Below are 14,176 nucleotides of genomic sequence, written 5' to 3'. Positions count from 1 at the left end.
GTGAGTCTGGGGCCGTAGCGGGGGGCGTGGGGGGTGGTGGCCGTCAGGAGGCGGCAGAGGCGGCTCGACAGTCACGCCCTGTCGAGCAGCAGGCGCCGCCGGCCGTACTGCGGTTCGTAGCCGAGACCCGGCCGAGGATATCGGTTCGGCCATTCGGGCCCGGGGCCGTGGCAGCCGAATTCGCGGGGCGTCCGGAGGCGTCTCCGGTGGCGCGCACACCACCGGGCCCACCCATCTGCCGACAGCCGTGAACTGCCGGGACCCCCTCGGCCTCGCGCGCCACCTGACCACCCGGATCACCGCGCCGGACGCCGTCCGGAGCGTCGAGACGGCGCCGGTGAGCCGCACCGTTAAGCGGGCCGGAGCGCTGTTGTCACTCGGCCGCCAGATCGGACCCGGAATGTTTACTTCATATGACTGACGCGTTGTCGAAAATTCGTTCACTCACATGGGTGAATCTACATTAAAGGTTTGCCCATGGAGCATTAAAGACCTCATAGTGATGCCACCTCAGTTTGGTCTTGAGAAACCCAAGTTGAGGCAAAATCCTGGTGAGTGAGGAGAGACCCATGTTCCACGGTTCCACTTCTGCGGACCCCGGGCAGCGACTCCGCGCGGCGATCGCCGGCCCCGGCACCACGCCCCTGATCGGCGTCCACGACATGTACTCGGCCTCCATCGCGGCCGAGCACTACGACGGCATGTTCGTCTCCGGCTTCGGCTTCGCCGCGTCCTACTACGGCCTGCCGGACATCGGCTTCATCGCCTGGCCGGACATGGTCGCCTTCGTCGAACGGCTGCGCGGCGCGTTCCCCCGGCACCATCTGCTGGTCGACATCGACGACGGCTACGTCGATCCCGAGGTCGCCTGCCACGTGGTGCGCCGGCTGGAGGCCATCGGCGCCTCCGGCGTGATCCTGGAGGACCAGAAGCGCCCGCGCCGCTGCGGCCACGCCGACGGCAAGCAGGTCCTCCCGCTCGAGGAGTACCTGGCGAAGCTCGAACTCGTCCTCGCCGACCGCACCGACCTCCTGGTGGTCGCCCGCACCGACGCCACCGAGGAGGCGGACATCCTGCGCCGCGCCCGCGCGCTCGCCGAGACGGATGCCGATGTGGTGCTGGTCGACGGCGTGCGCAGCGAGGAGTGGATCCGCCGGATCCGCAAGGAGGTCGGCGACAAGCCGCTGCTGTTCAACCAGATCGCGGGCGGCAAGTCCCCCCGGCTTTCGCTCACCGAGCTCACCGAACTCGGGGTGGACGTCGCGATCTACAGCACGCCGTGCCTGTTCGCGGCCCACCAGGCGATCGACGAGGCGCTCACCGGGCTGAAGTCCGCCGACGGGCGGCTGCCCGCCCAGGCCGGGCAGGCCAAGCCGGTCGGTGTGCGGGAGTCCACCGAGCTGCTGGAGCGCAACATCACGCGCTCCCGCCGGCTCGCGGACGTGACGGCTTGAGCCCCGGGCCGCGCCGGCCCGCCCCGACCTCGGCGGCCGCCGCACTGCGGGCCACCGTCCTGGGGCTGACCGGGGCCTGCGCCCTGCTCGCGGTCGGCGCGGCCCCGGCCGCCGCGGGCGGCAGCCTGATCACGGTCATCGACAACTCGAACGCCGACTCCTGGCTGGAGATCGACCGCACGGCCGACTTCCGGAACGGCAGCGGCTCGGCGGGGAGCGACCACGACGGCGCCGGATCCCCGGTCGGGGGTCCGGTCGGGGGTCCGGTCGGCGGCAGGGGTGGGCGATGACGGCCGCCTCCGGACGCCCGGCCCGCACCGACGGCCCGGCCCGTCCGCCGTGGTGGCGCAGGTTCGACCCGTACCTGCTGGCGCTGGCCGGGACAGTCGGCCTGGCCGCACTGTTCCCGGTCTCCGGCGCCTCGGCCCGGTTCGCCGCGACGGCCTGCGACATCGCGGTGGCACTGCTGTTCTTCCTCTACGGCGCCCGGCTGTCCACCCGCGAGACCCTGGCCGGGCTGCGCCACCTGAGACTGCACGGGCTGGTGCTCGCCGCCACCTTCGCCCTCTTCCCGCTGCTCGGGCTGGCCACCGCGCTGCTCACGCCCGTGCCGCTGACCGAGCAGTTGCAGGCCGGGGTGCTGTTCCTCTGCCTGGTGCCGTCCACGGTCCAGTCCTCGGTGGCGCTCACCGGAGCCGCCGGGGGTGACGTCCCGGCGGCGATCTGCGCGGGGACGTACTCCAGCCTCGCCGGACTGCTGCTCACCCCGCTGCTGGTCGCCGGGCTGCTGGGCTCGCACGCCGGACTGTCGGCGGACGGGCTGCTGCGGATCGGGCTCCAGCTGCTGGCGCCGTTCCTGCTCGGGCAGGTGCTGCGGCCGTGGATCGGCGGCCCGGTGGCCCGCCACAAACGGCTGCTGACCCCGGTGGACCGCGGTTCGATCCTGCTGGTCGTCTACACGGCGTTCAGCGCGGCGGTGGCCCAGGGCATCTGGCAGCGGGCGACACCGTTCGCCCTGCTCGGGATGCTCGTGGTCCTGCTCGCCCTGCTCGCCGCGGCCCTGGCCGTCACCGGGCTCGGCGCGCGCGGGCTGGGGCTCGACCGCCCGGCCGCGATCGCGGCGATGCTGTGCGGTTCGCAGAAGAGTCTGGCCAACGGACTGCCGATGGCCACCGTGCTGTTCGGCTCGGAGGCGGGCGTGATGGTGCTGCCCCTGATGGCCTACCACCAGCTCCAACTGGTCGTCGGCACCGTCCTGGCCGGGCGCTGGGCCAAGGCGCCCGCTCCGGCCCCGGCCGGCCGAGGCGGGCAGTCGGCGGCCGAACTCAGCCGGACGGGCGGGCCGCCAGCGCACGGCTGAGACCCCGGCGGAGCCGGCTGGAGGCACCCGCCAGGTGCCCCAGCCGGTTCAGCCGTTCCTCCGTCAGCTCCGGCCGCCGGGCCAGCTCCAGCACCGCGGCGAAGGGGCGTTCGCCCTCCCGTAGCCGCTCGGCCACCAGCTCGACCACCCCGTCCAGGGCCTCGCCGGTCACCGCCGGGTGGGCGGCCAGCAGCCGCAGCAGGCAGTTGTCGTCCCAGGTGTCGTGCCGCCGGGGCGCCAGGGCGGCCAGCGCATCGAGGGGCGCGGCGGCGTTCCGGGCAATCGCCTGCCAGACGAAGGAGTACTCGCACCGGGCCAGCACGCGCAGCACCCCGGGGTCGGTGGTCCGCCGGGCCAGTCGCAGATAGGCCCCGGGTTCGTGCAGGTGGTCGAGCGCCTCGACATCGCTCAGCCCGTCGATCTCGTGGGTGTCGTCCATATCGGGACGCGAGCCTACTCCCAGCGGGCGGCCGGGGTGCTGAGCGCGGTGTCGGGCAGGACGGCCGGCGGCCCCGGCGGGGGCAGCGTCCAGGCCGCCCGGTCGGGCGCGAACGGTCCTGTACGGTCGTGGAGTTGGGCCAGGGCGCGGTCCCGGGCCCGGTCCACCTGCCGGTGGGTGGCCTCGTCGATCACGCCCAGCCGCCGGGCCTCGGCGTACTCGTCCTCGTCCTTCCAGGTGCGGGAGGCCAGGTCAGGGGTGACGACGAGGTCCAGGAAGAGGTCGAAGGTGTCGATGCCGATGGCCGTCCGCCGGTACGGGAGCTCGAAGTTGACGTACCAGCGCAGCGGGCGGCCCTCGGGGCTGAGGAAGCGGTGGACGCTGAACGGCTCCCCCGCGGTGAAGCGGCTGATCACCACGGTGTCGCGCCAGGTCCACCGGTCGAGTTCCCAGGTACCGGCGGCCAGGTCGTCGATGCCGCGCTTGCGGGCGGCGACGTCCCCGTGGCGACGGGAGGTGGTCCAGCTGGCGGGGGCGAGGCTCTCGGTGCCGGGGCGGGCGGTCAGGGTCAGGGTGGCGCCGTCGTCGGCGAGCACGGTGTACGGCATGGCCGTCCAGATCCGCCCGTCGACGACGTCCCGGCGCACGGCGGTGCTCCCTCCCGGGAAGGGGCGCACCGTCACCGGACGTAGTAGGCGCGGTGGTGGGCAGCCACCGGCGCGGACTGGTAGGTCCAGACCCCGGCAGCCGGGGCCTCGCCGACCAGCTGGGCGAGGTCACGGGCGGCCTCCTCGGCCGGGTTGCCGAGGTCGAGCCGGACCCGGTCGGCGGTGCGGTCGTCCAACGCGTAGTAGCGGTAGGGGTGGTGGACGTGGAGCGGTCCGGCGAGCAGCTTGCCCTCCTCGTCGGTGCCGTAGCCGGTGATCGGGGTGTTGTTCACCGGCTCGGGCGTGAGCCCGACCAGGTCGACGTCCAGGGCGAGGACCTCCTCCTGGTGCCGGCGCAGCCCGTCCGGCCCGAGTTCGGCCCGGCGGCAGGAGATGCTCCACCGTTCGCGCACGGCGGGCGCGTTGAGTGAGGGCAGGGTGGTCTCGAACCAGCCCGGGTGCTTGGGCTCGGCGTACAGCCGGCGCCCGGCGTCGATGGCGAGCGGGTTGTCGCACAGTACGTGCAGCCGGGCGATGCCGAGCAGCTTGGTCTGGTCGTAACCCCGGGCGTACTGCCCGTAGTTGACCACCGGGATGCGCTCTTCGGCGAACGCCGGGTGGGCGATCAGATTGATCTCCAGCTCCTCGGTGATGCCGCCGCCGTTCGGGTACTGGGCGAAGTACAGCTGGTAGTTGAGCGAGACGCAGGCCCCGCCGTCGAAGGTGGCGGCGCTCAGCCCGGGGTGGCGCTTGTCGAGCAGGCGGCGGGCCCGCTCCGGGTCCACCAGGTAGTCGACGCCGATGTTGTGCAGCGCGCCGTAGTGGAAGGGCAGGTGGTACGGCTCCGGGACGGGCGGCAGCGGCAGGCCGGTCATGAGGACTCCGAAAGCGAGGGGGGCACGGGCGGGGAGAGGGTCGCCGGCCTGCGCAGCGCCAGCAGGTCCTGGTGCATCCGGTCGGCGCTGCGCAGGGCGAGGGCGGCCATGGTGAGCGAGGGATTGGAGGTGCCGAGCGAGGGCATCGAACCGCAGCCGACGGCGTACAGGTTGGGGTGGTCCCAGCAGCGCTGCCACTGGTCGACCACGGAGGTGCCGGGGGAACCGCCCATCAGGTGGGTGCCGCCGGCGTGGCCGGCGCCCCGGTAGCCGTACACCGCGCCCCGGTGTTCCAGCCGGCCGGGCCAGCCGGCGCCCGGGTAGGCGGTGTGGTCCTCGGCGCCCAGCAGGGCGAAGAGCTGGTCGGACACGGCGCGGGCGGAGGCCATGCCCTCGCGGACGTAGCCGCCCAGGTCGTAGTGGATCGCGGGGGCGGGCAGGCCGAGCGGGTCGCGCCGGTCCGGGTCGAGGGTGACCCGGTTGGCCGGGTCGGCGGGCTGCTCCAGCTCGAACTGGAGCGAGAACTGCCGCCCGAGCCAGTCGCCGAGGCGTTCGCGCAGCTCCTTGCCGCGCAGTCCGGTGGCGAGCAGCGCGGCCGCCTCGGCCTCGGGGGTACCGCCGGCCCAGGACCAGCCCCAGTTGCCGATCTCGATCCGGAACGGCGCCCGGTGGTGGCGGGCGCCGCCGAAGCGGAAGGCCTCCAGTCCGCTGGTGGAGCCGGGCCCCCGGTAGGGGCCGACCGGGCGGGGCATCAGCCCCCAGGTGAGCAGCGCGGGGTGGTCCATCAGGTTCCGGCCGACCTGGTCGCTGCGGTTGGCCAGTCCGGACAGCAGCAGGAGTCGGGCGTTCTCGATCGCGTGCGCGGCGATCACCACCAGGTCGGCGGTCACCCGGTGCGCCGTCCCGCCGGCCAGGTACTCGACCCCGGTGGCCCGCCCGGTCGCCGGGTCGGCGAGCACCCGGCCGACCACGGCCTCGGTGCGCAGTTCGACGCCGGGCGCCCAGCGCGCCTGGGTGCGCAGCGGGGTGTACTTGGCGCCGCTCGGGCAGGCCGGGACGCAGCTGGCGCTCCCGGCGCAGGGCACGCCGTGGCCGGTGCCGGGACGGGTGGGCAGGCCGTTGCGGGCGTGCGGGGTGAGGGTGACGGCGAGCCGGGCCGGGTCGGTCATGGCGGGGTCGCGGACGGTGCGGCCGTCGAGGGCGCGGGCCAGCTGCCGGTCGAGGTGGCTGGCGGGGATCGCCCGCATCGGGAAGGCGTAGCCGCCCGGGAGCGGCAGGCCGACGGCCCGGCGCTGTTCCTCGGCGTCGGCGGCGACGCCGAGTTCCTGTTCGGCGTCGCGGTAGTGGGGTTCCAGGTCGTGGTAGCCGATCGGCCAGTTGCGGCCGTGGCCGAGGTCGCCGGTGCGGAAGTCCTCGGGGTGCATGCGCGGGGCGAGGCCGGTCCAGAGCAAGCCGGTGCCGCCGTTGGCGCGCAGGTAGCCGCTGGCGTAGGGCAGCGGGCCGTACTGGCGGAGGTGGCCGGTGGCGGTGAAGCCGCCGTCCGGGAGGCCGGTGAGGTCGGTGACGTCGGGTGAGGGGGCGTCGGGGTTGTGCGGGTAGGGCGAGGTGGGCGGGCCGCCGCCGGCCGCGCGGTGGGCGGCGGAGGTCGCGCTGCTCCCCGGCACGGGTCGGCCGGCCTCCAGGACGAGCACCCGCCAGCCCTGGGCGCCGAGGCGCTGGGCGACCAGGCTGCCGGCGAAGCCCGCGCCGACCACGACGGCGTCCCAGCGGGTGCTCATCGCTGCCCGCCTCCGTACGGGGCCTCGGCCCAGCTGCCGTGGCCGGGGGCGGTGGCGCCGGGCGGGTCGGCGCGGAAGGTCCGCCAGACCAGGCCGTGGTCGTGGGCGCGGGCGGAGGTCGGGGCCTCGCCGGGCCAGGCGCCGACGTACCAGAGGTGGACGAGGGCGTGCTCGTCGCGGACCCGGTGGGCCAGGGCGGTGCGGTGGTGTTCGTCCGCCATGCCGGTGGCGCGCAGTTCGGGGACGTCGAAGCCGGTCAGTTCGGCGCAGACGCGCAGGAACTCGTCGAGGTCGGCGAGTTCGTCGTCCTCGACGGGTTGCCAGGGCCCGTACGACTCGTACGGGTCGTACGGGCCGTCGGCCGCGGTGCGGTCGTCGGAGGTCTGGTGCGGGTCGTCGGCTGCGGTGCGATCGTCGGACACGGACACGGGGGCACCCCCACGATCGTCGGCGGACGGCCAAGAGCGAATGGCCAAGACATGACAGGCTCGCGCCGACCGGGCACGGTTGACCTGCTCAGCGCGATCCTCCCGCCCGGGCGGACCACCGGAAGCCGCTTGCCCGAATGTGTCCCATCTTGATCAGTTCATGATCGATCGCCGTCCCTCCACGGCGATTCCCGGACCGTTTCTGCTCAGCCCAGCGCCCGCACCGCCGCCAGCACGTCCAGCCCGAGCACCGGGTCCGCGCCCTCGGGCAGGTTGACGGACAGCCGGGTGACCAGCCCCGCGTACCGGCGGTGGATCTCCCGGGCGGCCTCCTCGACCGTGCCGGACACCGCGAAGGTGTCGAACACCTCGTCGGAGATCAGCGCCGTCATCTCGGCCCAGCGCCCGCGCACCGAGTGGGTGTGCAGCTCCTCCTGCAGCCCCTCCCAGCCGTGCTGCGCCAGCACCGGGCGGTAGGCCGGGGTGGAGGCGTAGAACGCCAGCCGCTCCCGCACTCCGGCCCGGTTGGCCGCCAGCTCCTCCTCGGTCCGGCCGGTGGCGGTGAGCACGTTGCCGACGACCTCGAACGGCCGCCCGGTCCACTCGGCCCCCTCGGCCTCCGCCTGCGCCCGCGCCTCCCGCAGCCCGGGCAGCACCTGCTCGGCCAGATAGGCGGTCGAGGAGAACGGGTGGCCGAGGAATCCGTCGGCCACCGCCCCCGCGGTGCGGGTCATCAGCGGCCCGACCCCCGCGAGCAGGATCCGGGGCACCCCCGACGGGACCGGGTCCGGCGAGAACACCGGCGTCATCACCGTGTGGGTGTAGAACTCGCCCCGGAACCGCAGCCGTTCACCGGTCTGCCAGCTGTGCCAGATCGCCCGCACCGCGTGCACGTACTCCCGCATCCGGGCCGCCGGGCGGTCCCAGGGCATCCCGAAGCGCTTCTCGATGTGCGGCTTGACCTGCGAGCCCAACCCGATGACGGCCCGTCCGCCGGAGGCCGCGTGCAGCCCCCAGGCCTGGTAGGCCAGCGTCATCGGGGTGCGGGCGAAGGCCACCGCGATGCCGGTGGCCAGCTCGATCGACTCGGTGCGGTCGGCGGCGCGGGCGAGCTGGAGGAACGGGTCGTACGCGGTCTCGGCGACCACCAGCCGGTCCATGCCCCGGCGTTCGGCCTGCTCGGCGGCGTCGAGGATGCCCGCCGGGTGCCCGGAGGCGGTGGCGTCGAGGCGGAGGGCGGCGGGTCGGTCCATGCGGGTGCTCCTGGTCACGGGGTCAAGGGGTCGCGGGGTCGCGGGGGCGAGGCCGTACGGTGCGGGGCCGGCGCCGCACGGTCCGGCGGCACACGGTCCGGCGGCGGTACCCGCCCAGCCTGCCACGCCGTCACCGGCCACCGGGCCGGCCCTCCCCGCCGGGGCGGTCCTCCCCGGCGAACAGCCGGTCCAGGTGCCGGTCGACGGCGGTGAGTGCGGCGTCCGGCCCGACCACGCCCAGCTCCAGCAGCGTGGTGAACCCGGTCAGCGCGAGCAGCAGGTCCGTTTCCACCACCGGGTCGCGGTCGGCCGCCACCAGCCCGTCGGCGATCGCCTGCCGCACCACCCGCTCCACCGCCTCGCGCCCCCGCACCAGGTCTCCGCGCGCCCGCGCGTGGACCTCCTCGTCGTGCAGCGCCTCCAGGACGTAGGCGGCGCTCATCCGGCTGGTGACGCGCGAGTCCGGCCGCAGCGGCAGCAGCTCGACCAGCATCGCCCGCAGCACCGCGCGCGGGTGCGGCCGTTCGCCCAGAGCCGCCAGCGCCTCGGCGGCCCGGCGGCCGCTCTGTTCCCCGGCGAGGTCCGTCGCGAAGCCGAGCAGCTCCGCCCGGGTGCCGAAGTAGTGCTGCAGCTGCCCGAGCGAGATCCCGGCCTCCCGGGCGACCTCGCGCAGGGTCAACTGCGCGGCACCGCGCTGCTCCACCACCCGCCACAGCGCGCGGGCGATGGTCTCGCGGCGCTCCTGGTGGTCCACCTGCTTGGGCATGCCCGGCACTCCTCGATACTCCCGACCGGCCGGCCTACCGGTTTCGGCCCGATCCCGGTCCGACCTCGACCCGGCCTTTTCCATACGCTTGACATAATACAGCCGACCGATAACGCTGTTGGCATTCCGAGGGAGGAGCGTTCCGTGCTCGTACAGCCCGTCGCCCACACCACCGGGGGAACCGTCCGCGGTTTCCTGGACCGGGGGCTCGCCGCCTTCCGGGGCATCCCCTACGGCCGCCCGCCGGTCGGCCCGCTCCGCTTCGCCGCCCCCGTCCCGCCCGAGCCCTGGGACGGCGTCCGCGACGCCTTCGAGTTCGGTCCCGTCGTCCCCCAGTCCGGGCCGCTCCAGGCCGAGCCGACCACCGGCACCGACTGGCTGACCCTCAACGTCCACACCCCGGCCCCGGGCTCGGCCGCCCTGCCGGTGCTGGTCTGGCTCCACGGCGGCGGCTTCATCTCGGGCACCGCGGGCGACCCGCTGTACGACCCGACCGAGCTCGCCCGGGCCGGACTGGTCGTGGTGACCGTCAACTACCGGGTGGGCGCCGAGGGCTTCGCGCTCCTGGACGGCGCCCCGGCCAACCGCGCCTTCCTCGACCAGATCGCGGCGCTGGAGTGGGTGCGGGCCGACATCGCCGCCTTCGGCGGCGATCCCGACCGGGTCACCGTGGCCGGCCAGTCGGCCGGGGCCTCCTCGGTGGCCGCCCTGCTGACCATGCCCCGGGCCCGCGGGCTGTTCCGCCGGGCGATCACCCACTCCGTCGGCGGCAACCTCGCCACCCCCGCGCTGGCCGCCGAGGTCACCGCCGCCCTGGCGCAGCGGCTCGGCACCGCGCCCACCGCCGCCGCCCTCGCCGGGACCGATCCCTGGCAGCTGGCCGCGGCCGTCACCGAGCTCGGCGCCGCCCTCCCCGGGCACCTCGACCGCTGGGGCCGACTCGCCCACACCGGCGTCGCCACCGTCCCGGTGGTCGACGGCGAGGTCCTGACCGAGGAGCCCTGGACCGCCCTGGCCGCCGGACGGGCCGACGGCATCGAGCTGCTGGTCGGCCACACCCGGGACGAGTTCCGGCTGTTCGCCGTCCTGTCCGGCCGACACGGCTCCTTCACCGAGGAGGACGCCCGCACCGCCCTGGCGCAGCTGGCCCCACGCCCGGACGGCCCGGACGCCTACCGCGCCGCCTTCCCCGGCGCCTCCCCGGAGGCCCTGGTCGAGGCGGCCTTCTCCGACTCCCTGTTCCGGATGCCCTCGCTCCACCTCGCCGAGGGGAACACCGCGGCCGGCGGCACCTCCCACCTCTTCGAACTCGCCTACCCGGCCCCCGCCCTGGGCGGGGTGTTCGGCGCCTGCCACGGACTGGACATCCCGCTGGCCTTCGGCTCCCTGGACAGCCCGATGGGCCGGCACTTCCTCGGCGACCCGCCCGCCCCGGAGGCCGTCGAGGTCTCCCGGGAGCTCCGGCGGGCCTGGATCGGCTTCGCCACCACCGGCGATCCCGGCTGGGCCGCCCACGAGCCGGAGCAGCAGCTCACCCGGGTCCTGGGCACCCGCTCGCAGACCGTCCGCTACCCCGAGCAGGCCTCCCGGGGCGTCTGGGCGCAGAGCGGCCCCACCCGCTTCGACCTGGTCTGACGCCCCCGGCCCGGGTGGGTCCAGGCCCGGGACGCCCCTGAACCGCCGGGCCCCGGCCCGGGATGCCCCTGACCCGCCGGGCCCCGGCCCTAAACCGCCAGATCCCGCCGCTCCAGCAGCCGGAAGGCCGCCAGCAGTCCCAGCAGCCCCACCCCGATCAGCACCACCGGCGAGGTCCAGGGCAGGCCGCCGTGCGCGAGCGCGTCACCCGGCGCGTAGTAGTGGAACGGACTGAGGTAGCGCAGCGGTCCGGCCGGGGACCAGGCCAGGGCGACGAAGTTGAGCGCGAAGCCGCCCGCGCCGAGGGCGACGGCGGCGCCGACCACGTGCGCCCGCCGCCGGCTGAGCGCGGACACCGCCAGCACCGGCCCGATCAGGCAGAAGGCGAGGGCGCAGCCCAGCAGCCCGGCGCTGAACACCCCGCTCTCCGGGACGGCCTCGCGCAGCTTCGGGGAGAACGCCACCCCGAGCGCGACGGCCAGCGTGGCGGCGGCGTTGAGCAGCACCGAGGCCACGATCAGCGCGCCGGCCCGTTCGGCGAGCAGGCGGCGCCGGGAGACCGGGCGGGTCATCAGCAGTTCGATGGTGCCGGACTCCACGTCGGCCGCGACGGCGGCGGCGCCCAGCGAGCCGATCACGGTCAGCTGGAGCGCGATCCAGACCGGGTGGGTGAGCCCGGCGCCCAGCAGCCCGGGGTAACTGGCGATGGAGACATCGCCGTTGGAACCGCTGAAGGCCTTGAACGCGCCGCCGGGCGGGGTGCGGCGGGCACCGAACAGCTCGCCGTTCGGCACGGCTCCGGCGATCACCACGATCAGGGTTTCGAAGACGACCATGGCGATCAGCAGGGTGAGCAGCATCCGGCGCCGCCGGTGCAGAGCGAGCCAGACCAGCGGGAGGCGGCGGCTGACGGTGCCCGGGGTCATGGCCGGTCCTCCTGCCCGGTGGAGCGGTAGAGGTCGAGGAAGGCCTCGTCCAGGCCCGCCTCCTCCACCGTCAGGTCGGCCACCGGCAGATCGGCCAGCAGGCCCCGCACGGCCGGGACCACCTCGTCGGGCGGCACCAGCAGCTCCACCCGCCGGCCGTCCCAGCGCGGGGACCACCGCTCGGCGGCCCCGAGCGGCCGGGCGCCCTGCCCGTCGGCGAACACCAGGCGCACCCGGCGCGCCCGGGCCCGGCGCAGCTCGGCCACCGAGCGGACGGTCACCAGTCGCCCCCTGCGCACGATCGCGACCCGGCCGCAGCTGCGCTGCACCTCGGGCAGCACGTGGCTGGAGAGGAGCACGGTGCGCCCGGCCGCGGTCTCCTCGGCGAGCAGTTCGAAGAAGGTCTCCTGGACCAGCGGGTCCAGCCCCTCGCTGGGTTCGTCCAGCACCACCACGGCGGGCCGGTGCTGGAGCGACTGGACCAGCCCGAGCTTCTGCTTCATCCCGCGCGAGTACTCCCCCACCTGCCGCGCGAGTTCGGCCGGGGTGAGCTTGAGCCGCTCGCACAGCTCGCGCTGCCGGGGCACCGGGGCGCCCTGGAGGGCGGCGAGCAGGTCGAGGGTCTGCTGCCCGGTGAGTTCGGGGTAGAGGCGCAGCTCGCCGGGCAGGTAGCCGAGCGCGGGGGCGAGCCGGCCGTGGTCGGCCACCGGGTCCAGGCCGAGCACCCGCACCCGGCCCGCGCTCGGTCCGAGCAGGCCGACCAGGCAGCGCAGGGTGGTGGTCTTCCCGGCGCCGTTGGGGCCGAGCAGCCCGAACACCTCGCCGGCCTCGACCGTCACGTCGAGGTCCTCGATGCCGATCGTGGTGCCGTAGCGCTTGGTGAGCGCGCGCAGCTCGATCACCGGCCCGGCCGTGCTCCCCGGCATGCCCACCTCCTGTGACTGGTGCCTGACTGGTACCCGACCGACGCGTGACCGGCACCGCACCGACGCGTCGGACCACCATGGCGCGCCCGGCCCGGGCGGGGCGGGGGACGCGCCCGGGCCCGGCGACGGCTCACCCGCTCACCCCTTGCACACCCCCAGCGGCACCAGCCGGGCCACCCGCCGGGCCAGTCCGGCTCCCTCGGTGACGGCGGCCACCGCGTCCACGTCCTTGTACGCCTCGGGCGTCTCCTCGGCCAGTGCGCGCATCGAGGCGGGCCGGACGGCGATGCCGCGCGCCTCCAGCTCGCCCATCAGCCGCTCACCGCGCACCGTGCGCAGCGCCTGGTGGCGGCTCCAGACCCGCCCGGCGCCGTGGCAGGCGGAGCGGAAGGCCTCGTTGCCGGGCAGGCCGACCATGACGTACGAGGCGGTGCCCATCGTCCCGGGCACCAGCACCGGCTGCCCGGCCGCGGCCAGGTCCGCGGGCAGGTCCGGGTCGCCGGGCGGCAGGGCGCGGGTGGCGCCCTTGCGGTGGACGCACAGCCGGCGCGCCACGCCGTCCACCTCGTGGGTCTCCAGCTTGGCGAGGTTGTGCGAGACGTCGTAGACCAGCTCCAGTCCGACACCGAGGGCGGTGGCGAAGGCCCGCCGGGCGGCCTCGGAGAGCAGCTGGCGGTTCGCCCGCCCGTAGTTGGCCGCGGCGGTCATGGCGCCGAGGTAGGCGCGGCCGCGCGGGGAGTCGACCGGGGTGCAGGCGAGTTGGCGGTCCGGGAGTTCGATCCGGTAGCGGTGCAGCTCGCGCTCCATGGCCTGGACGTGGTCCGTGCAGATCTGGTGGCCGAGCCCGCGCGAGCCGCAGTGGATCATGACGCAGAGCTGGCCCGCCCGCAGTCCGAACGCGGCGGCCGTCTGCGCGTCGTGCACCCGGCCGACGGCCTGCACCTCCAGGAAGTGGTTGGCCGAGCCGAGGCTGCCGACCTGCTGCAGGCCCCGCTGGACGGCCCGGTGGCTCACCTCGCCGGGGGCCGCGCCGGCCAGCACGCCGCGGTCCTCGCAGCGCTCCAGGTCGCGTGGCACGCCGTGGCCGTGCTCGACGGCGTAGCGGGCGCCGCCGAGCAGCAGCTCGTCCAGCTCCGCCGGCCCGGCGAGCTGCCACAGACCGCCGCGGCCGAGCCCGCGCGGGACGGTGCGGTCCAGCAGGTCCATCAGCCGACGGATCCGCTCGGCGTCGAGTTCGTCCCGGTCCACCCCGGCGGCGAGCAGGCGGACCCCGCAGGAGATGTCGAAGCCGACCCCGCCGGGCGAGACCGTACCGCCCTGCTCGACGTCGGTGGCGGCGACCCCGCCGATCGGGAAGCCGTAGCCCCAGTGCACGTCGGGCATCGCGTAGGAGGCACGGACGATCCCGGGCAGCGCCGCCACGTTCGCGACCTGCTCCAGCGCGCGGTCCCCGGCGGCCTGCGGCAGCAGCGCGCTGCTCGCGAAGACCACGCCCGGCACCCGCATCGGCGGGCGCGGTTCGATCCGCCAGCGGTAGCGGCCCGCCTCGACCGGTGCGATCTCCACCTCGCTCACCCCGCTTCCGTAGCGTTCTCCCGGCGATCGCGCACCGCCGTGTTCCCGCGGCGCGGTGTTCCCGTACCGCGGTGTTCCCGTACCGCGGTGATCCCGCAGCGCGGTGGTCCCGCG

The 14,176-nt window shown here is 75.1% G+C and carries 14 protein-coding genes; 4 read left to right on the top strand and 10 right to left on the bottom strand.

Annotated features, from left to right (window positions below; translation table 11 throughout):
* Positions 1 to 569: 569 nt before the first annotated feature.
* From ABTY61_RS25120 to ABTY61_RS25110, 3 genes are read left to right on the top strand one after another with little or no spacing between them, the layout of a single operon-like run.
* A complete protein-coding gene (locus ABTY61_RS25120) occupies positions 570 to 1,454 on the top strand; it encodes an isocitrate lyase/PEP mutase family protein (protein ID WP_350507308.1) in 885 nt (294 codons plus the stop codon).
* The gene (locus ABTY61_RS25115) at positions 1,451 to 1,744 is read left to right on the top strand and encodes a hypothetical protein (RefSeq protein ID WP_350507307.1); all 294 of its coding nucleotides are present in this window, start codon (positions 1,451 to 1,453) and stop codon (positions 1,742 to 1,744) included. The genes ABTY61_RS25120 and ABTY61_RS25115 overlap by 4 nt, the downstream gene beginning before the upstream one ends.
* On the top strand, positions 1,741 to 2,814 hold the full coding sequence (locus ABTY61_RS25110) for a bile acid:sodium symporter family protein (protein ID WP_350507306.1): 1,074 nt from the start codon (positions 1,741 to 1,743) through the stop codon (positions 2,812 to 2,814). Before ABTY61_RS25115 ends, ABTY61_RS25110 begins: the two co-directional genes overlap by 4 nt.
* Here the strand turns inward: ABTY61_RS25110 and ABTY61_RS25105 are convergent.
* From ABTY61_RS25105 to ABTY61_RS25075, 7 genes are all read right to left on the bottom strand, one after another.
* Positions 2,780 to 3,253, bottom strand: a complete 474-nt coding sequence (locus tag ABTY61_RS25105; RefSeq protein ID WP_350507305.1) for a hypothetical protein — start codon at positions 3,251 to 3,253, stop codon at positions 2,780 to 2,782. The genes ABTY61_RS25110 and ABTY61_RS25105 overlap by 35 nt on opposite strands.
* A gap of 14 nt (positions 3,254 to 3,267) precedes the next feature.
* Positions 3,268 to 3,900: a ribonuclease FAU-1 family protein gene (locus tag ABTY61_RS25100; protein WP_350507304.1), complete on the bottom strand. Its 633-nt coding sequence runs from the start codon at positions 3,898 to 3,900 to the stop codon at positions 3,268 to 3,270.
* Positions 3,901 to 3,932: 32 nt separating this feature from the next.
* Positions 3,933 to 4,775, bottom strand: coding sequence for a hypothetical protein (locus ABTY61_RS25095; protein ID WP_350507303.1), 843 nt, complete (start codon positions 4,773 to 4,775; stop codon positions 3,933 to 3,935).
* Entirely contained in the window at positions 4,772 to 6,553 is a 1,782-nt protein-coding gene (locus ABTY61_RS25090) for a GMC family oxidoreductase (protein ID WP_350507302.1), read from the bottom strand. Before ABTY61_RS25090 ends, ABTY61_RS25095 begins: the two co-directional genes overlap by 4 nt.
* Positions 6,550 to 6,975: a hypothetical protein gene (locus tag ABTY61_RS25085; RefSeq protein ID WP_350507301.1), complete on the bottom strand. Its 426-nt coding sequence runs from the start codon at positions 6,973 to 6,975 to the stop codon at positions 6,550 to 6,552. The genes ABTY61_RS25090 and ABTY61_RS25085 overlap by 4 nt, the downstream gene beginning before the upstream one ends.
* A gap of 212 nt (positions 6,976 to 7,187) precedes the next feature.
* Complete coding sequence (locus ABTY61_RS25080) at positions 7,188 to 8,234, bottom strand: TIGR03617 family F420-dependent LLM class oxidoreductase (protein ID WP_350507300.1); 1,047 nt, start codon at positions 8,232 to 8,234, stop codon at positions 7,188 to 7,190.
* Between the two features lie 130 nt (positions 8,235 to 8,364).
* The gene (locus tag ABTY61_RS25075; protein WP_350507299.1) at positions 8,365 to 9,000 is read right to left on the bottom strand and encodes a TetR/AcrR family transcriptional regulator; all 636 of its coding nucleotides are present in this window, start codon (positions 8,998 to 9,000) and stop codon (positions 8,365 to 8,367) included.
* 144 nt (positions 9,001 to 9,144) lie between these two features.
* Here ABTY61_RS25075 and ABTY61_RS25070 point away from each other — a divergent pair, with 144 nt between their 5' ends.
* Complete coding sequence (locus tag ABTY61_RS25070) at positions 9,145 to 10,635, top strand: carboxylesterase/lipase family protein (RefSeq protein WP_350507298.1); 1,491 nt, start codon at positions 9,145 to 9,147, stop codon at positions 10,633 to 10,635.
* Positions 10,636 to 10,724: 89 nt separating this feature from the next.
* Here the strand turns inward: ABTY61_RS25070 and ABTY61_RS25065 are convergent, their stop codons facing one another.
* The 3 genes from ABTY61_RS25065 to ABTY61_RS25055 all read right to left on the bottom strand — a co-directional run bounded on the left by ABTY61_RS25065 (position 10,725) and on the right by ABTY61_RS25055 (position 14,062).
* Positions 10,725 to 11,561, bottom strand: coding sequence for an ABC transporter permease (locus ABTY61_RS25065; protein ID WP_350507297.1), 837 nt, complete (start codon positions 11,559 to 11,561; stop codon positions 10,725 to 10,727).
* The gene (locus ABTY61_RS25060; RefSeq protein ID WP_350507296.1) at positions 11,558 to 12,487 is read right to left on the bottom strand and encodes an ABC transporter ATP-binding protein; all 930 of its coding nucleotides are present in this window, start codon (positions 12,485 to 12,487) and stop codon (positions 11,558 to 11,560) included. The genes ABTY61_RS25065 and ABTY61_RS25060 overlap by 4 nt, the downstream gene beginning before the upstream one ends.
* A gap of 138 nt (positions 12,488 to 12,625) precedes the next feature.
* Entirely contained in the window at positions 12,626 to 14,062 is a 1,437-nt protein-coding gene (locus tag ABTY61_RS25055; protein ID WP_350507295.1) for an RtcB family protein, read from the bottom strand.
* Positions 14,063 to 14,176: the final 114 nt, after the last annotated feature.

It is taken from the genome of Kitasatospora sp. NPDC096128 (genome assembly GCF_040303105.1).
Lineage (GTDB): Bacteria > Actinomycetota > Actinomycetes > Streptomycetales > Streptomycetaceae > Kitasatospora.
The sequence above is the reverse complement of the archived record's forward strand: the minus strand, read 5'-3'. Positions and strand labels throughout refer to the sequence as shown.